Origin of the sequence: Membranihabitans maritimus, assembly GCF_021729145.1 — a bacterium.
Lineage (GTDB): Bacteria > Bacteroidota > Bacteroidia > Chitinophagales > Saprospiraceae > Membranihabitans > Membranihabitans maritimus.
On sequence record NZ_JAJSLW010000013.1, the window covers coordinates 84,792 to 108,859 of the forward strand.

Annotated in this window: 14 protein-coding genes; all 14 read right to left on the reverse strand. The window is 39.4% G+C overall.

Going from position 1 to position 24,068, the window contains the following annotated elements; all coding sequences use genetic code 11:
* Positions 1-19: 19 nt before the first annotated feature.
* The 14 genes from LVD47_RS16070 to LVD47_RS16135 all read right to left on the reverse strand — a co-directional run bounded on the left by LVD47_RS16070 (position 20) and on the right by LVD47_RS16135 (position 24,049).
* On the reverse strand, positions 20-1,489 hold the full coding sequence (locus tag LVD47_RS16070) for a neutral/alkaline non-lysosomal ceramidase N-terminal domain-containing protein (protein ID WP_236978750.1): 1,470 nt from the start codon (positions 1,487-1,489) through the stop codon (positions 20-22).
* Positions 1,490-1,621: 132 nt separating this feature from the next.
* Positions 1,622-1,780: a hypothetical protein gene (locus LVD47_RS16075; RefSeq protein WP_236978751.1), complete on the reverse strand. Its 159-nt coding sequence runs from the start codon at positions 1,778-1,780 to the stop codon at positions 1,622-1,624.
* A 12-nt stretch (positions 1,781-1,792) separates the two neighbouring features.
* A complete protein-coding gene (locus tag LVD47_RS16080; RefSeq protein WP_255785229.1) occupies positions 1,793-3,487 on the reverse strand; it encodes an arylsulfatase in 1,695 nt (564 codons plus the stop codon).
* Positions 3,481-5,184: a RagB/SusD family nutrient uptake outer membrane protein gene (locus LVD47_RS16085; protein ID WP_236978753.1), complete on the reverse strand. Its 1,704-nt coding sequence runs from the start codon at positions 5,182-5,184 to the stop codon at positions 3,481-3,483. Before LVD47_RS16085 ends, LVD47_RS16080 begins: the two co-directional genes overlap by 7 nt.
* A gap of 23 nt (positions 5,185-5,207) precedes the next feature.
* Positions 5,208-8,888, reverse strand: coding sequence for a TonB-dependent receptor (locus LVD47_RS16090; RefSeq protein WP_236978755.1), 3,681 nt, complete (start codon positions 8,886-8,888; stop codon positions 5,208-5,210).
* Positions 8,889-9,100: 212 nt separating this feature from the next.
* Positions 9,101-10,141 (reverse strand): FecR family protein, encoded by a 1,041-nt coding sequence (locus tag LVD47_RS16095; RefSeq protein ID WP_236978758.1) that lies wholly within the window; start codon positions 10,139-10,141, stop codon positions 9,101-9,103.
* Positions 10,142-10,449: 308 nt separating this feature from the next.
* The gene (locus LVD47_RS16100; protein ID WP_236978759.1) at positions 10,450-11,049 is read right to left on the reverse strand and encodes an RNA polymerase sigma factor; all 600 of its coding nucleotides are present in this window, start codon (positions 11,047-11,049) and stop codon (positions 10,450-10,452) included.
* A gap of 522 nt (positions 11,050-11,571) precedes the next feature.
* Complete coding sequence (locus tag LVD47_RS16105) at positions 11,572-13,275, reverse strand: TlpA family protein disulfide reductase (protein WP_236978760.1); 1,704 nt, start codon at positions 13,273-13,275, stop codon at positions 11,572-11,574.
* A 172-nt stretch (positions 13,276-13,447) separates the two neighbouring features.
* Entirely contained in the window at positions 13,448-15,052 is a 1,605-nt protein-coding gene (locus tag LVD47_RS16110) for a glycoside hydrolase family 32 protein (RefSeq protein ID WP_236978761.1), read from the reverse strand.
* Positions 15,053-15,067: 15 nt separating this feature from the next.
* Positions 15,068-16,981, reverse strand: coding sequence for a glycoside hydrolase family 97 protein (locus LVD47_RS16115; protein ID WP_236978762.1), 1,914 nt, complete (start codon positions 16,979-16,981; stop codon positions 15,068-15,070).
* Positions 16,982-17,073: 92 nt separating this feature from the next.
* The gene (locus LVD47_RS16120) at positions 17,074-19,662 is read right to left on the reverse strand and encodes a glycoside hydrolase family 95 protein (protein ID WP_236978763.1); all 2,589 of its coding nucleotides are present in this window, start codon (positions 19,660-19,662) and stop codon (positions 17,074-17,076) included.
* 68 nt (positions 19,663-19,730) lie between these two features.
* Positions 19,731-21,233 (reverse strand): DUF2961 domain-containing protein, encoded by a 1,503-nt coding sequence (locus LVD47_RS16125; RefSeq protein ID WP_236978765.1) that lies wholly within the window; start codon positions 21,231-21,233, stop codon positions 19,731-19,733.
* Positions 21,234-21,567: 334 nt separating this feature from the next.
* A complete protein-coding gene (locus tag LVD47_RS16130; protein ID WP_236978774.1) occupies positions 21,568-21,936 on the reverse strand; it encodes a GH32 C-terminal domain-containing protein in 369 nt (122 codons plus the stop codon).
* 343 nt (positions 21,937-22,279) lie between these two features.
* Positions 22,280-24,049 (reverse strand): RagB/SusD family nutrient uptake outer membrane protein, encoded by a 1,770-nt coding sequence (locus tag LVD47_RS16135; protein ID WP_236978776.1) that lies wholly within the window; start codon positions 24,047-24,049, stop codon positions 22,280-22,282.
* Between the last annotated feature and the right edge of the window lie 19 nt (positions 24,050-24,068).

A 24,068-nucleotide genomic window follows, 5' to 3' on the forward strand; every position in this document is an offset into this window, starting at 1 on the left:
TCAATTAGTTGAAAAATCATCAATGCATTGTTTCAAAAAGATTAAGAATTTCCTTTTCTATCTTATCTGAGGCTGTCTTTTCAACCTTATTAACATATTGCCATGTCTCATACCCACCCAATCGATGTTGTTCAGGGGTTGGCAAATATCCAAATGCCCCATTAGCCAAACCTATAACAAAAGTATCCTTGTAAGGACTACTCGATTTAATCTCCAGCCCAATTTCAGCAAATACCTCAAAAGGGATAGCCGCTATGCCGATATCATTGATCGAAAATGCTTGCAGCTCAATATGTACTGAATCGGGATATTCAGCTTCCATATCGAAAATACGATGCATATACACTTTTTCGAGTCGATGAAACATAGGAATATCTCCATTATATGATCTTACCGCGGCCATATTTACTAATACCTGCGGATCCGCCCTTCTCACTTTCAAGGACATCTCTTTGATTTTAGAACCCAGGACTACTTCATCCTCAAAGGTCAGCTTTTGATATTCCTCAAAAACTTTATCGGCTACATCATCCGCAACATATTTGATTTTTTCATAATTAGGTAATCTTGTAGGAAGCTTGGAATAATCATTATTATTGATATCTCCTGATGTTCCATTTGTCATAATACCTACAAAGGATGGTATTTGCTTTTCTGCTTCCAATAAAGTCATCATCCGATCGGCGAAGGCGGCAAAATAATCCGCTGATATATGCCCTTGAGGAACACCTCCTACATAATGCAGGGAATAGTTGGCTAACAATCCAATGGGCTTCCCTTCGATAGATTCGATTGCTAAAAATGAAACTTCCGGGTCAACAGGACCTGCCGGATGTAATAAATCTGCGCTGTGACCAGGATTCATTCGTACAATTTCTTTCTGTCCCAAAGGGCTCATCACAGAATCTTTCATTATCCATCTTCGATTAAATACATGTTCCGGCACATCAATGCTACCAATTCCTATCCTGGCAAGTTGGCAGTTTTTCAGCGCTAAATGAACACCATCGACTATTCGTTTAACAACAAATGTCTGATATTCATCTAAATCTACCCCAGACCTCCATTCTTTTAGCTTATTCCCCACACCTCGGAGACTAACTGCGGAGTGTGTATGAGTAGCTGCCATCAACACATGAGACCTGTGAATATTATATTCTTTTGCAAGAATAATCTTAGCTGCATCAAAAACTTCTTTACCAACACTTACATTGTCTACTATAACGAAAAATAGTTTTTGGATCCCATCATCCAAAACTAGTGTTCTCACCTGCAAGGGATCATGTATATAGGTTGCTATAGGTGAATTGTATCCCCCTACCACACGATGGCCGAGAAATGGTGTAATATCGACTATGGAAGCACCTGCATTAAAACTATTGTTCTGTGCTTTGGAACCTTGCGCAATAAAAAAGATTATAAACATACTATATATCAGCGTATTCCATTTAAATGAATTAAACTTCAAATCTACCATTTTAAATACCATGTTTGCTTTATAAAATTTTACTTAATTTAGAAATACCATCACAAATTTTGGCACAAAAAAAGTGAGTGCAATGAAAAATTTATTTAGCCCCAAAAACCTGTTCATCGAACATTCTGCAAGAACAAAACATAATTATAACTGGAAGAACATACGTTTTGGGTCAAAAGTGAAAACTTCATTTCTCGTGGCACTCAACGTTAAGTCAATTTTCTTTTCCGGACTCACATATTCTTTTTTGAAATTACCATAATCAGTGAAATAGTGATTATCATTAGTTGATTTACTTACCATATATTACAATTTCTACTCTATGAGTAGCTTTTCGCTCCATGTCACAACACCTGATTTCTTAGCCCAAGTTATCCATAATGCTTCCAACTTATTGACCTTTTCGGGCATTTGTGTCGCCAGATTAATGGTTTCGCTCCTGTCAGATTCTAAATCATAAAGTTCCCAGTCAAATTCTGCATCTTGTTCCCATTTGGATACTAATTTATATTTACCCTTTCTTATAGCTTTGTTACCTTCGTGTTCCCAGCATATAATCCTTTCAGGCAAATTAAAATTATCAAATGCAGGTCTTAAGCTTACACCTTCCATCTCTATTATGGAATTTTCTTTAAATATTCTTGGATAGTCAGCTTCAGCAACATCAATACAGGTAGCCATAATATCTATTACGTGTGCGGGTTGATTTCTGAATTCACTTTTAGCCTTAATTCCATCTGGCCAATGCACTATCAGAGGTGTAGAAATTCCACCTTCATGTACCCAGTGCTTATACATCCTAAACGGAGTATTGCTTGTATTCGCCCAGGACTTTCCATATCCAAGATACGTATTTTCACTTCCGGGCTGCAGGCCTTTCCCTATAAGCACTGGTCTTCCGTCACGTGTATACTTCGGAACATAATCCTTCTGAATCTCATCATTCTCCATGGGCTTTAATTCAGCCATGTCAACATCTTTATGGAAAGGTTGGATTATGTCAGAAAACCCAAATTCTTCTGCACATCCCCCATTATCCTGTAAAAATAAAACCAGGGTATTCTCTATTATTCCTTTCTTTTCAAGCGAATTCATAATTCTGCCGATGCCCTGATCAATACAATCAATCATGGCAGCATAGACCTCCATTAGTGAACTATACCAATCCTTTAGTTCGACTTCTTCCCAGTCAGGAATGCCATCCTCTTCTGACAAAACCCATTCGGGTTTAACCAAACCCATTTCGAGCATTCGCTGATATTTTTCCTGTCGAAGTTTATCCCAGCCGGCATCAAACTGTCCTTTATATTTTGCAATATCCTCTGGTTTAGCGTGCATTGGCCAATGAGCACCCGTATATGCCATGTAAATGAAAAATGGACGATTACTTTTATGATCTTCTATAAATTCTACGGCTTTGTCGGATATAGCGTCTGTATAATAAAAATCTTCTTTGGGGTAGATATATTCATTATTGTACGCTAAAGTTACCGGATCATAAAAGCTTCCAGCACCGGTAATGGTGCCAAAGAACTTATCAAACCCCCTTTGCAATGGCCAGTTATGCTTTGGAGGATTCGTATTTGGAAGATCTGCAGGAGTTATATGCCATTTTCCGGACATATATGTTGAATATCCTACTCCTTTTAATACTTCTGCAATGGTCACAGCATTTCTGCTCAAATCACCACTATAACCTTCTCTTCCGAGATTGCCTGTCATATGACCTATTCCTGCCTGATGGGAGTATAATCCAGTCAATAAAGAGGCCCTGGTAGGACAACAACGCCCCGTATTATAAAACTGGGTAAATCGCAAACCATTTGCAGCTAAACCATCAAGAACTGGTGTCTTTATAGGTCCTCCATAGCATCCAATATCGGAATAGCCCATATCATCTGTCATAATGAGGATAATGTTGGGTTGAAGATTCTCTTCCTTAGACGATTTGCAGGCAGTACATACAAATACACCTATAAAGAATAAAAATTTGAAACCTAATTTCACCATCCGGGATTCTGAGTCAAATTAGGATTTAAAGTAATTTCCTCAGAAGGTATCGGGCTCAAATAATCCTGGTTTTCTCTAAATTGATACCCGTTATCAAGTGCCTGTTGGAAAAAATCAATCAATCCGTTTTCATCTAGGGAAGGATTCAAATTTGGAAACTCAGATTCTTTAAAGGGATATCCTTTGGGTCTTTGTCCTTTAAATAACATATGAGCTGCCCATCTTTTGTAATCGTTTGCCCGATGTCCTTCCAGGGCCAGTTCTACTCTTCGCTCCCTTCGAATTTCATACAATTCATTGCTGATTGGGTATCCGTAGTCCAACCAATTTGGATCATCAAGTTGATTATTAACTGAAAAGTCAGGCATACCTACTCTGCTTCTTAGTTTATTTAGTGCTTCATAGGCTACCTCACCTGTGGATTCAAAAAGTGCTTCAGCATAATTCAACAATACCTCCCCATATCGAAAGTAGATATAACCAGTTTCACTGTTACCTCCTCCGTCCTGACCTGCCCCCGGAGAATACGGATTTGAACCTTTTTTAATTTGAAAGCCGGTTGTATTTAAAGTTAGCCCATTACCATCTATTCTAGGTTTCCCAAAAACCGTATTAGTTGAAGCTACCATCAATGCACCCGGTGTCCAGATAGTGGCCTTAAACCTTGGGTCGACAGAATGTTCTAACTGAGATAAAAAGTCATTTCCTTTATTTACTTCAGCCAGTTCACTATAATCGATGGGATTATTGTCCACTCCAAGATACTGAGAGACCAACGACCATGTCACTCCTCTCTCCCCCGGCCGGGTAATCGTCGAATATTGCATATCATTACTAAACCCGTCGCTAATACTGTAAGCTCTATACATAAACACCTCTGGATTACCTGACATATCATCAGCTCCGAACATTTCATAATAATCAGGATGAAGCCCCACAGTATATCCCTCACCCAATAACTCCTCTGTTGCTTCAATACAAACCTGAAAATATTTATTAGGATCGGCCCCTGGAGTACCAAATTCTGTTCCTGCATGATATTTTTGCCAAGTGCCTTCGTATAGTGATATTCTTGATATGAATGCCAGGGCAACTTCTTTATTTATCCTTAAATTACCGACTTCTGATCGATATTTAAGATAATCCTTTGCTTTATATAAATCGTTAAGTATAGAATCTACAATAATGGTTCGATTTTCCCTTTGTCCATATAATTGTTCCTCAGAATCACTGAACAGTTGAGTATTCACCCATGGTACATCCCCGTATTTTTTTACTAATTCAAAATAGTACCATGCTCTGAAAAAATGTGCTTCTCCAAGAAAATGTTTATAGGATTCAAATTCATCCTGACACTTACGATAGTTATCAAAAAAGATATTAACACCCCGTACATTGGCCCAGTCATTAACCCATCTTCCTCCAATAATTCCCCTATCACCATTCATTTCTGCATTGGGAGTGGCAAGTATCATGTTATCAGAATTATTAATTTCATAACCAATCCCATTATCCCATTGACGATGGGTGGGTAAAGTTTGATAAAATTGAATGATATAATTTTCAAGGTCACTACTTGTGTTCCAGTAGGACTCAGCGCCTATAGCATCTAATGGCGGCCTATCTAAAAAGGAATCATCACAGGAAAAGTAAAAAATGAATATAAACCAACTGATATATATTAATGAGTTTTTCATAGCAAATAAAGTTTTTATTGTATTCACAAAGAGATGGTTAAACCAAGAGAATAAACTTGTTCTGAGCCGTAAGTCAGACCTGCTCCGTAGGTGCCTAATGCAGCCGGATCAATGCCTTTCATTAATTCAGAAAACGTAATCAAATTTTCTCCTGACAAATAAATTCTAAAGTTGCTTATCCTTAATTTTTCCAATAGTCCAGCATTTAGTGAATATCCTATCTGGACATTCTGGAGCCTCACGTATGAAGCATCGACTAAATATCTTGTAGAAGGAAATCTGTTTTTGGAATTCTGGCCAGGGTCGTTATAGATTTTTGGCCAAAAAGCATCAAGATTTATATTCGCATCTCCTTCATACAATCCAACATATTTATCTCCGGGTTGGTCCCTGAAATAATCTAAATGTTCTGGTGTAAGGGTTGTAAAAGGAAGTCGATCGATTCCCCAAAACCGAGTATTACTATTAGCAGATCCAAACATAAAATCCCTTTTAGCAGTACCCTTTATCAAAAATGAAAAATCAATATCCTTAAAATTAATTCCCCCACTGATGCCATATTGATACCTGGGACTATTATTCCCTATTATTGAAAGGTCGCCATGGTTATCCGTTGAGTTTGCTCCTGGATTTACAGAACCGTCTCCGTTTATGTCTTCATATTTTAAATCACCGGTATTCCAGCTATTAAAAAGAAAAGAGAGATTGATTTGCTCCGTGTACATATCTACTTCTTCCTGGGTCTGAAATAATTCATGTGCAGTATAACCCCATATTTCTCCTACTTCTTTACCTGCATACCAGCTGGTAATTAAGCCGGAAGGATTTAAATATTGAGTAACTTTTGATTTTACATCACTGATATTCAATCCTATAAACCAATCAAAACTACTATTTTTGATTTTTTGAACCCATCTAGCTGACAACTCCCAGCCTATTGACTCCATTGTCGCATTATTGGACTGGGGCACATTTGTCCCAATAATACCCGGTACGGGTTCCGAAGGACCGATCATGTTTTCGGTCACTCTTTTATAAAAATCAAAACTTGCATTCAACCTATGATTTAAAAATGATACATCCATTCCAGCATTGGCGTTCGTGGCTGTTTCCCAGGTCAAATATGGACTTACTAGACTCGGAATAGATGTATAACCTATTGATCTACCGGCACCAGGTGTAAAAATCCAATCCAATTGACCGGTTTCTAAAGGGATAAGGGCCAGGTCACTATATGCGGCCACTTGTTGATTTCCGAGCTGCCCCCAGGATGCCCTTAATTTTAAAGTGTTAACGCTTTTTCCTAGATTACCCCAAAAACGTTCTTTATCCATATTCCATCCTGCAGAAAAAGAGGGGAAAAACCCCCAACGGTTGCCCTCTTGAAACCTGGAGGTCCCGTCATAACGTGCGTTAGCTTCCAAAAGATACTTTTCCTTATAATTATATTTGATCCTTGAAAAATAGCCCTGTGTGGACCAATGAGACAATGCCTCACTGGAAATAGCATCCCCAGTCGCAGTTTCCAACGATTGAACATTCTGAACAACAAGATTTGTTTTCTGGACCTGCATAAAATGATTTTTACTATACTCATATTGTATACCTGCCATAGCAGAAAAATTATGACTATCTTTTAGACTTATATCATATTGAGCATAGACATTGGATACCCAGTAATAACTGTTGGTCTGAGATTGACGGATCATATTAGGGACAGTATATGATACCGGAACAGGGTTTTGATTTAGATCATGATTATACATGGTCAGATTCTTTTCTGTACCATCAATCCCGGTCGACTGATATGCAAAATCACCATAAATCTTTCCGTTTTTAAAAGGTCTTATCTCTGTAGCTAAAGTATGCCAGTTTTCAGTAGTTTCAAATCGATTTGTACCCCTGTATAATAAATCCGGAACAAAAGATCCTGTGTAATATCCATATCCATCATACAATGCCTGGGTAGGAATAGTACGGGAAAGTTGCCTAAAAGTAGATGCATAAGTAGCATCCCCCTGAGGTAAACCTCCATTGTATTTCTCCCTTGGACTTCTGACAAAACGGGTTTCATACCTGAAGTCCATCCAGTCTGTTATTTCTGCACTTATTTTTCCCAAAATGTTAAATCTTTTATAGGAATCTGCTCCATAATTGATCATTCCATTTTGGTCTAAGAAACTACCAGAGAAGTAAAAGGTAGATTTATTGGTCAATCCCCCTCTGACTGAAAGATTGTGCCGCTGACTATTGCTGTTACCAAAATACACATCCATCCAATCATAATCAGCATGACCACTTCCGCTGTCCCATGTTCCATTGTCAATATTGGCAGTAGTTTCAAAATGAGTTGCGTCCGGTAAAGAAAATTGCTTCAGATAGTCCCAATCTTGATTCTGATAGGCTATTATCCGATCAACATAGTCATTCGAATACGATCTTCCGCCCCAATTATCGCCTGCTTCATTTAGAACCCTGGCAAAGGTATAGGAATCCAACAGATCCGGTAGGTTGTTTGGATAACCAATAGACATGTTATTGGAATATGTAATTTCCAATTTATCACTTCCACCTCCTCCTTTGGTGGTAATTAAAATAACACCGAAAGGGGCCCTTGCTCCATAAATAGCTGAAGCCGCTGCATCTTTTAAAATGGATATCGATTCAATATCATTGGGATTCAACAAATCCATATTTCCAGGAAATCCATCAATCAACACATAGGGGCTCCCTCCGTTTAACGATCCGACTCCTCTAATATTTATACCTAATGAAGCTCCTGGTTCATAGCCATTTCTTCCTGCTTCAATTTGTAAGCCCGGCGCTTGCCCCTCCAAAACCTGTGAAACTGTACTGACAGGCCTATTCTCCATTTGATCTTCTGAAATCACATCCACTGCACCCGTTATATTAACTTTTTTCTGTGTCCCATACCCCACAACCACTACCTCATCCAATGTCTGAGAATCCTCTAGTAAGGTAATTGTTAATTCGCTCTCGCCATTTAGTGTTACCTCCTGGGTTTGATATCCTATATAAGAAATGACCAATACAGCATTTTCATCCACATCTGCCAAATCAAAAGATCCATTAAAATCCGTGGCTGTTCCTTTATCGGTTCCTTTCACCAATATATTTACACCGATTAATGGTTCTCCTTCTGAACTTAGAACCTTTCCAGAAACATTCATCACCAATCGCTTATCTAATAGTTCAAAGACACTTCTCCTATGTAAGAATTCTACTTTTTTCACAGTATTCCTTCGATTAACATGCATTGATTTCCGATTCTTGACAGAAAACAAATCTCTTTGCACTACATTTTCGGAGTAGCTTTTACTTTCTTTTGGCAGAATAATTACACTGTTTTCCACGTACCTATAATCCAAATGTGTGTTTATCAAAGCCTGTTCCAAAACTGACTTTACGCTTTGCCTTCCAGACTTCACCGCAATATCATTATACGATTCCACCTCAGTGGGCAAATAGGCGAATGTTAATTCGGTCTGTAATTCTATTTTCTTAATGACGGAAATTAAATTTCCTTCATTTACTTCAATCGTAACCTCAATGTCCTCCAACCCCTGTCCTCTGCTACTCGAAGCGGTAAAGAGCTGGATACTACAAACCATCAAGAAAATATAGATAAAACTGATTCGCATCAGAAACCTCTTTTTTCTACTTTCAGTAAAGATTTTGTACATTTAATTTGTTTTTAATGGTTATGCTAATTATTAAAAATGTTTCTTTCCGCATCATCACTGCGGAGTAGATCGAACCATCCGGTCATTTTACAATCAGGATGTTGGTATCATCACTGAAAAATTGTCCGGGTGGTTTCTTTCATTTCGTTTTACTTTCCCTAACTCATAATTTGTATTTTTTTGATCAAAATATTCTTTTATTATTTATCAATTTATTCACAACTTCTACCTCCTTTAATTACAGCAGAATTATCTTTGATCTCATATTCTGCCTGAAGCACTCCAGAAATCACACTCAAAACTTGCTTCAAAGATTCTCCTTTCATAAAAGCCGCATTAATTTCACAATTTTTGATATGCTCATTCATCACAGTAACATTGACTCCATAGCGCTGACCGATTACAGTTACAGCCTCTTCTATTGTCATCCCATCCAAAATTAAAAAGTCATTTTTCCAAGCCAATTCACGTTCCAAGTTCACTTCCTCCTTTCGATACTTCTTTGTTCTCGTGTCTACTATTAATTGTTGATTTGGAGTAATTTTATCATATTCATTATCATTATCACCTACAGCCACCTTTCCGCGCTCTACCGTAACTACCACATCTGAATTCTTATAAGCAGACACATTAAATGCCGTACCTAATACCGTTGTACTAACATCCCCAGTACGTACAATAAAAGGTTTACCCTCATTATGAGAAATATCAAAAAATCCCTCTCCTTTAAAAACCACCTTACGAGACTCTTTGCCAAATGATCCGTCAAATTCCAATTCACTACCTTCATTGAGAATTACTGAGCTCCCATCAGGTAATCGAACAAATTGCTTTCCGCTATATTTTTGGATGACTTGTTGCTCTGTTTGAACAGTTGAATTAACGTTCGGATTTTGATTAATTTTCCAAAGAATAAGAGAAGAAGTTATTAATAAAAACGTCGCCGCTATTCCAATAATTTTTAAAGAAACAGAACTACTGCGTCTCGCAATCTTCCTGTTTCTCTTAGACCAATCAAGCTGATTTTCTTCGATGGCATAAAGAATCTTTTTATACCTGGCAGTGGCTTCTATGTCCGGTCCATTTGATGGAATTTTCTTAATATACCGCCATTGCTTATCCATCAGAGATTTAATTTTGGATTCACTCTCTGATCTATCAAAATAGTCCAATAATATTTTAAACTCTTCTTCAGAAAGGGAATTCTCTTTAAATTTTGCAAAAAGAAACTCAATATGTTGTTTGTCGCTCATTCAACGAATTTTAGCCATGATTTATAGATAATACACCACTCCGCCAAAAAAGTCCCAAGAGAAATCAACTTTTATATAATAAAAGTGATCCTAGAGATGTACATTATGGATATAATGTAGCCCTGTTTTATTTCTTACTTATTGATTTACAAACTATTACACCAACCGCTTTCAATTTATAATTTTAAACTTTAGGGAAATATTCTAATATCTTTTACCTAAAGGGAAACTATAAACTGGCTGTGGTGCAGAAAATGCAATAAAAATCCAGGTTTTAATTACAAATAAGATTGGCAGCAATTGAAAAGCTATAAAAAAGTGAAAAGAATGATTAGTAAAGGAGTAGTATCTTCTATATATGGTTTTAATTGTGATCTAATGATTCCCATCGTCTTCCACAAATGGTTTTTTACTGTTTTAGATGAAATACCTAATATATCAGCTATTTCAGAATTACTTTTACCTTCTTTTCGGGACAATTGATAAATAGATCGCTTTTGTTGGGGCAACTCCCGAATAATATCCTCAATTATATCACCATATTCCTTCAAAATAAGCTCATCTTCTATAACATTTCTCTGAGATACCATATTATTCCATAATTCTCTACTTCTGGACTTTCGTCTTGATGCATCACGCAAATAATTAAAGGTAAGATTTCGGGTCATTGTATAAATAAATGAGTCAAATGATTTTGACGGATCAAGGGTTTGCCGCTTTTCCCACAACTTAATAAACACTTCCTGAATGATTTCTTCTGAAACATATTTGGATTTAGTATATGAATACACAAATTTATATAACGAACTTTCAAAATAATGATAAATTCTTTTGAATGCTGATTTATCACCACGCCTAAGGGCAATAATTAGTTCCTTTTCAATTGCTCGATCTTTAGGTATTCTCATCCCAAATCATTTACTCAGTAGAGATTGTAAAGAATATGTAGTAGGTTTCAAGTAAAAATCCATCAAACTACTTGTTAAACCTAGGTACTAAATGTAAATCAGCACTGAAATTAAATAATATTATTGAAAAAATTAATGAAATATTAATATTAAATTTCTTTATTCACAAAATATGTCCAAATTATTGTCAATTCTAACTCTAATAATATGGATTTAAAAGACCAATACATTGTAAATTTTTACCTTAAATTGATTATTTTTTTTAGAATTCTAATTGTTAATTTCATCCAATAGTATAGCTACACTTATATTGATAAATACAAGAACCATTCTTAGAATACATATTACCTATTAAGGTAAATAGAAAAAGGCTCTTTTAAGATAACAATATTTACACCTCCCTCTTTATTCTCAAATCCCAAGAAGTGCTTTTATAGGAAGAATCATCGCTAATGCTCTATAGACGCAGCAGTCAAAAAGAAAATGAAAATGCCCCATATTGTGTAACGGGCAACTCTTCTTTTACAATTTCGATAAAGCTTCCATTAATTCTCTTGTTTGCGAAGGCCGGGGTGCATTGTCATTGACTACCTTTCCGGATCGATCGATCAACATATACCTGGGGATTCCTCCAATATTGAATTTACCCGATAAAATATTGTATTCCCGTCCGTCCGTCAGGTAATGCTCTCCGGTAATATCATATTTTTTTATTGCGCGTTCCCAGGAATCTTTTTCACAATTTACACCAAGGTAAAGGAATACTACTCCCATTTCTTTCAACTCTTTTCTGGCTTCTCCAGACCTCCTCATTTCAGATATACAGGGACCGCACCATGGTGCCCAGAAATCGATATATACGATCTTTCCCCGGTAAGGTTTTACCAGCTTTTCCAACACCTTATCTCCAATTGGCAACAGGTCCTCAATGACGGTTACTTCCCCGGGTAATTCCTCGCCATCCAATGCTTCCAAATTTTCGTTGGCCTTGTGTATATAATCTTTGAGATCAGGATTTTGGATCAGGCTTTCAGCGTCTTGAAGTTCTTTCTTTGTCAAAGTTGTATTTCTCTGTATAATGGTCAAAAAGTGCCTGGATGCCACGATATCCCTCGCCTGACCTACAGGTAACATTTCCACAATATTTTTTAACTTGTTTTCATATACTAACCTACTCTGGTAATCGGCAAATTCATCATATTTCCTATACAACTTGAGGGTCAGTTTTTGAACGGAATCCATCTGTATTGGATCGCCTTCACTTTCCATTTTATCCAACATCAATAAAACATCACCATCTTCCTCCTCAAGTACTTCCGCTTTTTCCAATAAATTGTATACTTCGCTGTAATTAATTTTCAACTGTGAATAGGAATCCATGTTCAATTCGTGCATTAGACTGCTAAAATCTTCTGTCAATAGCGCATTGGGATTATTCAAAGTCTCCTCGTTCAAAAATCCCCTGTACTCTTCGGTCAAATCAATTCTGGAGCGGTCGTTGTCCATATTTTTCAACCATCTATACCGCATCAGATCATTATACGCATTATACCTGATCTTATTTTTAATAAAAGTCCCTACACTTTCCGAACATGTATTCGCATCCAGGTACTGCGATACCTCTTTGAGTTGTTTTTCCATTCCCTTTATTCGTGCTTTTTTATAGTCCATTTGGTCAAGAGAATCCTGGATCTTCTTATTATCAGGCCAAAAAAAAGCTTCTCGTATAAGAGGTATGAGTTGATTAAAATGATTATTGAATTCAGCAAGGTCCCCATTAAAGGTCATGGGAGCTGGCATTTTATATTTAATATCTCTATTAACGTCCGCATTTTTCTTGCTAATAGCCACATCAAAGGTAAAAGACGTAGTCTTTCCCGGCACAGCATACACATACCCAAAGTGATGAGGAAGCGTAATCATTATCTCCTGCGGTCTCATCAATGGAAAAATAATGTGGAAACTACCACCTTCACTTACCTCAAAAAAATGGATTTGCGATTCACCCTCTATCAAGTGCTTATAGATCAATCGCCCGAATTCCATTTCTATTGAATCCGGATCCATACCGATAAATTGACCTTTGATCACAGTGGGTTTTTCGACGAGTTGGCAATCCCAGCCCAGGAATTCTGTTGTTCTATTATCAATTTGATTCTGTGCTTGAGAAAAGTCGGTTAGAGAAAAACCGATTAAAAGAGGTGTAATTAAGTATACCAACTTCATAGTGTTAGGCATTGGTAAATCTGACAGGTTTATATACTTAAATTGCTGAATATATCATAGTATTGTTTCATTTTGATGAAAAGAATAGAACTTACGTCTTTTATAAGCCATCAATTTCAAACCTTTTCAAATATGAATATACTGTCTTTATCTTTTAATTAATAACACTTGCCTAATCCTGCTTCTTTATCCAGATAGATTTCATTTCACTCACTTCTATGAAATGAACCCTAACACCACCTTTAATCCGGAGTCCGTCCTGTGATTTGTCTTTTTTGAGGCCTTCCGAAATATAAAGCTTGCCCCTGTCAATCCAGGTTTCTACCGAAGTCCGGTCAAGGAGGATTTCAATGTTAAATCTAAAGCTGCCGGGTTCTTCACAAGTGAAAGGAACCCCATTAAATTGATTGAAACTACCGTCATATTTAATCACTGTATTCCCTCTAAAATTGATCGCCAATCGCAGCCCGTGCCGAATCTCCACATCCATTTTGACATGCAGCAGGTCGGTTTCTATTGTACTTAGCTTTTCATTGACCTCCTGCTCTGTAAGATGCTCCCATCGGTGCTTTTTATCGTGCAAATTTTCAATTTCGCCGACGGGTTCACTAAACAGACGAATGCCTTCCGAAGTAGTACGCAAGGAGAGTTCACAGGGGAAAAGCATCATCTGGTTAAACGACGTCCCTCTCTGTTCAATACGGCCCCAGCCGATCTGTATCCTTCGACCATCGGGGGTATTGTTAAAAGTTTGAGCAGCGTACTGACTACCCCATGAATAAAAATATTTCCCTCTTTCGGGAGTGAATGTTTCCCCGTCAAATGTCCCGACCATATAAGTCCCTGAGGCCCCGTACATCACCCATTTCTTGTTATTTTCATCGCCGTCGACCGCCAGTTCAAACAGTTCCGGGCATTCGTAAAACCCTTTTACTTTACTCCTGTATTCCCAGTTTTTCAGGTCCCTGGAATTATAGATAGCAAAAAAATTGTCCTCATACAACACCATCACCCAGGTTTGGGTAGGTTCATACCAGAATACTTTCGGGTCACGGTCGGGACCCAGAATCGGATTGCCTTCATACTTGGTAAAAGTTCGCCCTTTGTCCGTGCTGTAGGCCACATTCTGGGTCATTTTTTCCCCGGCGGCGGTATAGAATGCTACTAATGTGTTTTTGCCCCAACCGGCCGAATTATCCTTATCAATAACTGCAGAACCGGAAAACATGGTCCCCAAGTCATCCGGATAAAGGGCATCATCCAATTCGTTCCAATGGAGCAGATCCGTACTCACCGCATGTCCCCAATGCATGTTTCCCCAACGAATTTCATAAGGATTATGCTGGTAGAAAAGATGGTATTCTCCGTCGTGATATACCATCCCGTTGGGATCGTTATTCCAGCCTCTTCGGGTGGTAAAATGCAATTGGGGTCGCTTACTTTCCCGGTACAGGCTATCTTCTCCTGCAAATTTGTCTGACTGGTAAATTTTTTCTATACCGTTCACTTTTTCGGAGAAGGTCAGGGTAAGCTTCTTCCCTTTCCAGGCCGATACATCTTTAAATACCCAGTAATCGGGTTCCCCATCCGCTATTCGGATATCAGAATATGTCAGTGTATCCTGCCCCAGAATAAAATAAACTTTCTGCCGATCCTGCTGCATATCCACGGGAATATTCAAATACTGCTTTTCCAACCGGAATTCTCTAATGGATTCCTGGCTGAAGAGCTGGATTGACAATAATGTCAGAAGAACTATAAATAGAAAATTTTTCATCCCAATTATTTTTGATTAGTTTTCCCTCTCTGTTATCGGTAAAATTCTAACAGCCTGTCCGCCCTGTGCCGTCAGATTAATCTTAAGTGTAGTATCTGTATTCACTACAATCCGTTTAATCCCGACCTGGGTGCGGGTATCAATTGTGTGGTCATCATAATAGATGTATGCGATATATTTCATGTCTTTCTCTAAAAAATCCAGGGGCACTTTAAAAATCCTTTCTTTTCCACTGTTCATGCTCCCAATAAACCATTCCTTACCCGAACGACGCGCAATTACGGCGTATTTGCCGATACTACCATGTATGACTTTTGTATCATCCCACACCGTTGGTACGGCATCGAAGAATTCCAGTTCCGGTACGTCTCGAATAATATTTTCCTGACCTCCCGCCCCTCCTTTTTTGCGGGGAGAATTCTCGGGTCTGTCATACCAATAAAGATATTGCCATGGGCTATATAGACAGATAGTTTTTGCAAGTTGATAGGCGTGTGTGGCATTTTCATCTACCCGGCTATCGAAATAACAAATGGTGTTATCTCCTGCTCCGGAGAGCATTCGGGTAAAAAGAGTGGTTAAGGTAAGACTATTCGGAGGGCTTTCCTCATCACCCCTAATTCCTTCTTGTGTCATAAGATTCGGGTAGGTCCTCGAAAATCCCGTGGGACGATAATCATCATGGATATCAACCATGAGCCCATATTTTGCTGCCTTGCGCACAGCCTCATGCAACCAGGTGGTCCATTCCTGTGCTCCCACACGTACAAAGCCAAATTTAACGCCTTTGACACCCCACTTACTGTAAAGTGGTAATATTTCGTCAAGCTGATTTTCCAGTGCACGCCGGTTTACATAGAGAATAATACCGATATCGCGCTTATCCGCATATTCGATAACTTCATGCAAATCGAGAGGGCCCAGGTATCGTTTAGGATCAACCATGACTGTGGTTGCGTCCGATTCTTCGCTGTATTCATGTCCATACCAACCCGCATCAAAATGAACGTATTGCAGATTGTGCTTAACAGCGAAATCGATACAGGCTTTTCCACCCACTGTTGTCAGTGTCATTTCACGTATAACCTTCCCGGGCTTTATCCATGAAACGTCCTCCAATGCACAAGGTTCGTTCAGGTTTAGAATGATATCATTGTTTTCCAGAAGCTTTCCGGGACTTTCACCTAACATAACCACTCTCCAGGGTGTAGTGAGTGGCAGATCGGAACGAACAGGGCTATCTAAATCACTGACTATTAAATGAGATTTTTCTTCCAAACTTGTTAGCTTCATACGGGCATAGTCTACCAGAGCTGCCTCTCCCAGGACAACATAGGTAGAGCTATCGATTTTAAGCGTCAGCGGACGTTCTATCCCAGCACCCATAGTGCTGATCTTTTCTCGACTATAAGGCCCCTGTGCTTTAAGCGTACACCAGGCAAAATGATCGCCGAGAAACCGGAATTCCGTATTTTCACGTTTTATATTTACTTTTTCCGACCTGGCATCTCCCTGGTGGATGGTATATCGCAAGGCCACACCTGCGTCATAGCAGCGAAAGATTAAATTCAATTTATATCCTAAATGCTTATGATATAAGTTGATTTCAAGCTGATTATATTCATTTTTGACAATAGATCGCTCTCCGTAAATCGGTTCCCAGGAACCGGAATAACTTGAGCTCCGGGTAGACAAGATTCGAAAATTGTCTTTTAAATCGCCTTCTTCCAGCTCAAAGCCAATGTATGAATCGTCGATAATACGCTTACCTTGAAAAGTAACATTGTAGACAGGAACATTATCTAATTCAAGTCCGCTTTCCAACCCAAAAGACACAATAATCCGACCGTTGGGTGATTCGACTATCGCCCCGGCTCCAATCATAAAAAACCCCAGCATAGAAAAAATAAATAGTACTGCCTTTTTCATAGTAATTTTTTCGGTTTTGAATTCAAATCATCAATTTTTTACAAAATACGGATGACTAGTGTACCATCCACTTTCAACATAATCAACCAGGGTTACTCTCTGTCCAACCATATCTCTTCTCCCACTTGAGTATTCAAATAATAGGTATACTCCTTTCCCGTTTGAAATTCCGGCAACTTTGCTTCCGAATGATTTAAATGACCTCCCGAACCCATTGGTTGTAAAAATGCATTCTCCTTTGCTTCCTTTATGATGTTTCCACCTTCTATTTTCAAAGGCACCGGGCTTTTAACGGGCAGTATACCACCCCGGTCGCTACGGATCACTGCTGTAGTCATTTCATGGTCATCCCATGTCACATCCACTTCAAATCCTCCGCGCGCACGTAATCCACTTACCTTTCCGTGCTCCCATTTACGGGGTAGTGCGGGCAATAGATGGACATATCCGTCATGGGACTGCAACAACATCTCCGCTACCCCTGCCGTAGCCCCAAAATTACCGTCTATCTGAAACGGCGGATGGGCATCAAACATATTCGGATAACTGCCCGAACCGCTAAACCGGTCGTCGTCCTCTTTTACCAATTTGATTAACCTGGAAAGTATTTCCAGGGATTTGTCACCGTCATACATCCGCGCCCACATATTCACCTTCCACCCCATGGACCAACCGGTCGCCTGGTCACCGCGCCGTTCCAACACCCGCTTCACGGCTTTCGTTAATTCCTTGTCCTTAGCCGGGGTGATTTGATTACCGGGGTGAAACGGATATAAGTGGGAAATATGACGGTGGTGAATATCCCGGTCTTCAAAATCAAATTGCCATTCCTGCAACTGACCGTGTTTCCCGATCTGATACGGCAATAATTGCTCTAACTTCTCTGCAATTTCTTCAGCTATCGGATCTTCCATTTCCAGTATTTTCAATGCCTTTAAAAACCGGGTAAAACTCTCCCGGATCAAAGCCATATCCATCGTAGGCCCCGGGCTCTGGGAAGAAGATTGCTCTTCACCGTATACAAACCACTGTTCCGGGGAGTGCCCTACAGGTGTCACTAAATATCCTTCATCGTTAGCAACCAACCAATCCTTATAAAACAAAACCGCCCCTTTCAATAGTGGAAACACTTCCTCTTTCAGAAAATATTTATCACCGGTATACAGGTAGTGTTCCCAAAAATGGCTGGTCAACCACCCCGCTGCCATCGGCCAAAAGGAACAGGGACACCTATCTACCGGGTCTGCCTGTCGCCATATACTCATATTGTGATTGGCCGTCCATCCCTGTAAACCAAACATATGCCGGGCCGTAGACTTCCCGTTAACGGCCAATTCCTTTATCGCATCAAACAAAGGTTGATGACATTCGGACAAATTGGTCAATTCGGCCGGCCAATAGTTCATTTCTAAGTTGATATTCATGGTATAGGCACTCGCCCAGGGCGGAATGATCTTTTCATTCCAGATACCCTGCAAATTCAAGGGTTGTCCACCCGGACGCGATCCGGATATCATCAGGTAACGCCCGTATTGAAAAAACAAGGTCACCAAATCTTCATCACCCCCTTCCGCGTATTTTATGATCCGCTCATCCGTGGGAAGGGTTGATTGTACAGTAGGCTGATTTAATGAAAGCTGTACCCGGTCAAATAAAGCCCGATAGTCGGAGATATGGTGGTTCTTTAGCTCATTATAGGAATACAACTCTCTATTTTCCAAATATTTCAGTATTCGTTTTCCGGGTAATTGCGGGTAATCAGAAGGGCTTGTGTCAAAACCATTATAGCTTGTAGCTGCAGCCACGTAAAGGGTAAGTGTTTTCACACCTTCCATTACTATTTTTCCTCTGTTAATTTTCACACTTCCCCCCTCATTTTCATATCGCACCCGGGTCTGGAAATACATACCCAATCCGTCTACCTCATCTCCGTACAAAATTGGTTTGGCGAAAGGTTTTCGGGAGCCGTCGGCATTGTATATTTCCGGGTATTTGTGCTGGTCACCCAGATTCTCCACGGTTTCCAGGGTTCTTCGCAGGGCCAATCCCGGTGCCTGTCCATCCAGAATTAGGTCTTCTTCCTGAGACGAAATACGCATCGTGGGACTATGGGGCGTCGAAAGGGATATATTCCCGTCAATGGTCCCCGGGCCTTCTGCGGTTATCCTGATCGCAATGATATGGTCGGGATAACTGGCAAAAATTTCACGACGATATCGGGTATTCCCCACAGAATACGTTACACCGGCAATGGCATTGGAAAGATCCAAAAACCGCCTATAATCCCCTATCTGTCCGTCGTGTTGCAGATCCAACCAAAGATCACTCATAGGCTGGTAACATTCCTGGGCCCTTCCGAGCCAGTTGTCCCGAATCATATTCTCCGCTTCCGAATACTTCCTCTCCTCCAAAAGCTGCATCATCTCTTTATACTTCCTTCGTACGTTGATTCCGGTAGTATTGGTATGGGGGTCTCCGGAATACAGGGTAGATTCGTTCAACTGAATGCGTTCTTTTTCAGGATCTCCAAATATCATGGCCCCCATATATGCATTTCCTATGGGAAGTGCTTCGGTCCAGGCCTCAGCCGGAGCGGTATAATACAATTCCAAATCCCTTTCCTGGGAAAACACCTGAAAGCTGAAAGCCGTAAATAAAAATACATGTACTATATGTTGCATATCTAATCCATTCTAAAACAAATAATATTTCTTATCATTCCTATACCATTGAAAGCTAAGTGCGACTTCTAAGGCCTGGCATACCAGTAAACGCAAGAAGCAAAATGAGCATCTTTCGGCGAACTATTTTGACTAAAGGTATAAATCCATTCCCAGTTAAACCGAATCGACTTTTGGAAGGTCATCGGTTCGTTCCAAAACAGTTTGACATTAACTTCTTTGAAATTCTCGCTACCGCCACTGGTCATCGGAGCGGACAGGGGTTTATGCCCCCATGCCATATCGAAAAGATCCTCATGACCTGTACCATTCCAACTGTTGTCGAGAAAAGTGCGCTCGTCATCAATGAAGACATGTTCATCAAGTTCTGGCTGACATTTAAAGCGATCCATATAGGCCACTACATGTCCTGTACCTTTGATATCCAATGCGGTATAACCTTTATGATAGAAAAAATCCTCTAACCGGAACTCGGGCTCATCCACCCGCCCCCCTTTAGGAAAAAATCCCTCATTCCTGTAACTATTCAGATACAACACGTCTTCCGGTAGCGAAACATTCTCTTCGAATAGCACTTCAACATCACAAATGACTTCCTCAATAAATCCAGAAACCAATTGGATCGAGGCTTTTTCCCTGAATGGCATAGGGATAAGACAAAAGCGCCAACCATCTTCCGACTGACCTATGGCCAGTGTACGATTTGCACGAGAACCAAATCCGTAGTCCAATGGAGAGACGATAGCCGGTTTCTGGCTATCATCCCAATAGATTTTGAGCGTAAGACCATCGACAGCAGAATCTTCTTTTACTTTCAAACGTATACCGCGAATGATTCCGGGCCCACTGATTTTCGATACCATTACACTGGTATCCGAGCCTTTTTTTGCAGCAGGAACCGAAATGATTTTAGTTGTTTTCCTACAGTGTCGTAGACCATCACTGGACATATTCATACCTTCCCACACTTCTACAGTCTTAGAGATTTCCGGCTCTAAGGCTTCCCAATTGGCGTCCAGGAACGATTCTAAGGGTTGCCCGGAAGAATAGCTTTTGATATTTATATTCGTATACCTTGGCAAGGAAATCATATAACGGAATCGTTTCTTAAAGGGGATTGGAACATAGGATACGGCATATTGTCTATTAATCTCACCAACTTCCTCTTCAATGGTCAACTTTTCAGAGCTATGTATCCGCCATCTTGATAAAGGCGGTGCAAATGGATAGTGGCCTTGGTCAAAAAATTCATACGCCTTTCCATTATAAATGATTCTTCCATCCACCTCTACTCGGATATCCGCAAACTCGTTCTCTTGTGCAGTCCAAATACGAGTTACCACACCAGGTCCCTCATGATCAGCAATTACCCGCCACTCATCCTCGACATACAAACAATCCAACCTATCAGGATTTTCCCCTTTACGACTAAAGCCGGAATACTGTTTAAGTAAATGATTTTGTGGGTAATAAAGGTGCTCAGCCGACCTCATGCGTTTCAACTCACTCGAAACATTGATTGTATCATTTGCAAAAACACCACCATTAATTAGCAAGCAAAACAATTGCAAAAAAAAGTTTTATTTATCATAATAATTTAATTACATAAAGTTAATTATACAAACTAATTCGATAAGTCAATAAATTAATATTATGTGTGAATAGTGTCATATTCCACTAGTGATCTGTTGTAGAATTTTTTACGTTTAAAGTGTCAACCACTTGCTGTGAAAGACACTGGGCTGGGAGAGTGGTTGACACTTTGAATTTTAGCAATTTAGGTGGCAGCCACCTTCCTCAGCTTCGCTCTTCTCCCGGCAGGTCGCGGCCACCAATTATATATAATAATTTTTGAACCACATCAATAGTATAACTTATCTCCAAACATTTTTTTCATACCATTCATCAAGTGAGATCCCAAATATTTTTCACTTGCCAGAAATCCAGTGATATTAATTCACTTTCACCACGTCCCGAACAAATGAAAACTCCTTTACCGTCTTCCAAACCTAGATAAACTCGGACCGTAGCATATTGTTTTTCATTTACATATACCACCACAACACTGTTATCTATTAATATTCTCAATCTTATGATCTCAACATCTTCCAAAGTCAGAGGAGTATTTTCAACCGATATTTTCCAAACGTCCGAAAGAATAGATGGATGATCCATGTTAATAGAAATTACATTATTGCAGCCCCAGAAGCTTGTGTTATTATAGAAATTGATTAAGGTACATTCCTGCCTATCGGGAGAACATAAAACGTTCAATTCAATATCCTAGACATCTTTAGGGTAAATCTCAATTATTATTTCAATATCATTACCGATTATACTATCAAAAACAATTTCTTTGTTGGTCGAAAGTGATATTCTTCCGGCAGATTTATGCTTATACCATAAGGAATCAATATCACCGACCGGCTCAATACTAAGTTCAACTTTACCTTTACATGGGCAGGGACATTATTCTGATTCCAGCTTATGATATGCTTACCGTCATTAATATTAAAACATTAATTCTGCTTTCTGACCACGTGATGTAAGGTAGATCGTCAATTAGATTAAATTCAGAGGCATTTTGAATACAACCTCACACTTTAAAAATCTATAATCACCATCCCGGATTCTGCTTTATATTCGGATTTTGGGCAATCACACTATTGGCTATCGGAAATAGATAGTGTTTTTGAGGGTCAAATGTACGAGTCTCGAATTGCGAACCCTGGTAAACGTCGATGTACTTTTTTCCATCCACCTCCGTGGTTTTAATATCGGCACCTGGATAAAGGGTTTCAATATCTCCTTCAATCCTCATACCAAGAACGCGATTTTCTAATTTTTCACCCATCCTCCAACGCATCAGGTCATCGTATCGGAATCCTTCATAAGCCAGTTCAATTCGACGCTCTCTTCGAATTTCGACTAATACTGCCGGTAGGTCACTATCTGTATACTTGGGGTCCATTTCGACATCCATTGTCAGATGAGGCATACCCACTCTGTCCCTTAACTGGTTGATCGATTTATCTAAATCGTCCTGAGTAAGCGTACCCAATTCGGCTTTGGCTTCAGCAAAATTGAGAAAAACTTCACCTAAACGGAATAAAAATGCATCATTCTCTTCATTTCCAAACCCCTTCAATAAATCCGAGACATCAAAATACTTGATCATTGTGTAACCAGTTGTTGTTTTAAAGGCACCTGTCATTCCAGGAAATCGGGGATAAGCACCTGTATTATAGTCTTTGAGAAGCAGGTATTTGTCACTATCTTCTGGATGCAGAGCAGTTTGCCTTAGGCGTGGATCTCGATTGCTAAAAACATCCCTTAAATCTTCATCTCCCTTATACATCGTTGAAAGTTGAATAGGTTTTCCATCAGTACATAGATAATCTTCAACTAAATCCTTAGTCAGTCCATGGGCTTTAGCTCTCTGATAACCAACGTAGCGATGACCTAATACCCCCGTCAAATATTTTCTGTAAGCTATGGTTTCCGAGATAGATCCCAGGTCCAATTGACGGAAAAGATGATTGTAATCATTCAATGGGTCCCCTGTCGAATACAGACTAAATGGTCCATCCGTCATAAGTTCTTCTGCAGCATTCGCTGCTTCCTGAAACCATTTATTGGCATCGCCACCTAAATTATGGTATTTCTGGTAGGTGCCCTCGTAAAGTGCCAGACGAGCTTTTAGTGCCAATGCTACCCATCTGTCGAATCTCACCTCCTCACTAATACTCCATTGAGGGGGAAGATGTTCTATAGCATAATTTATATCTTCCAAGACATGGCTCATCACCATTGACCTAGGATCTCTTGATGCATTCAGTTCCTCGGAATTAGTTTCCAATGGCTTGGCAATCCATGGTACATCCCCAAAATGTTTAACTTTATCAAAATAGAACCATGCTCTAAACAACCGGGCTTCTCCGGCATATTGACTCTTCACCTCTTCACTAATTGGTGTCTTGTCATAGTTATCCAAAAAAAAATTGATTCGTCTGAGCAACCCCCACTTCCAACCTCTATTATTAGGATTGCTCGGCACAATATACTTACCTGTTGCGATTATCTGATACCGATCCAGATCCGGATCTTTTGGTGCTCCGTTATCCGACATACAGTCTTCCCATGGCATCCCATAATACGCAGATGACCAAGCTGCACCGGAATAACCTAATAGAAAATAATACTGAGTATTATCCCCTGCTTCGTTGTAAATGCCATTGTTATAAATTTCCAATGAGGATTCCGAATTCCAATAAGTTTCATTATTCAGTTCCCCAAGTGGAATTCTATCCAAGAATTCATCATTACAAGCTGATGTAACAAGAGTGACTAAAATAATTAAGCAAAAAATTGAAGGATTGATTTTCATGATATAACAAGTTGTTCTG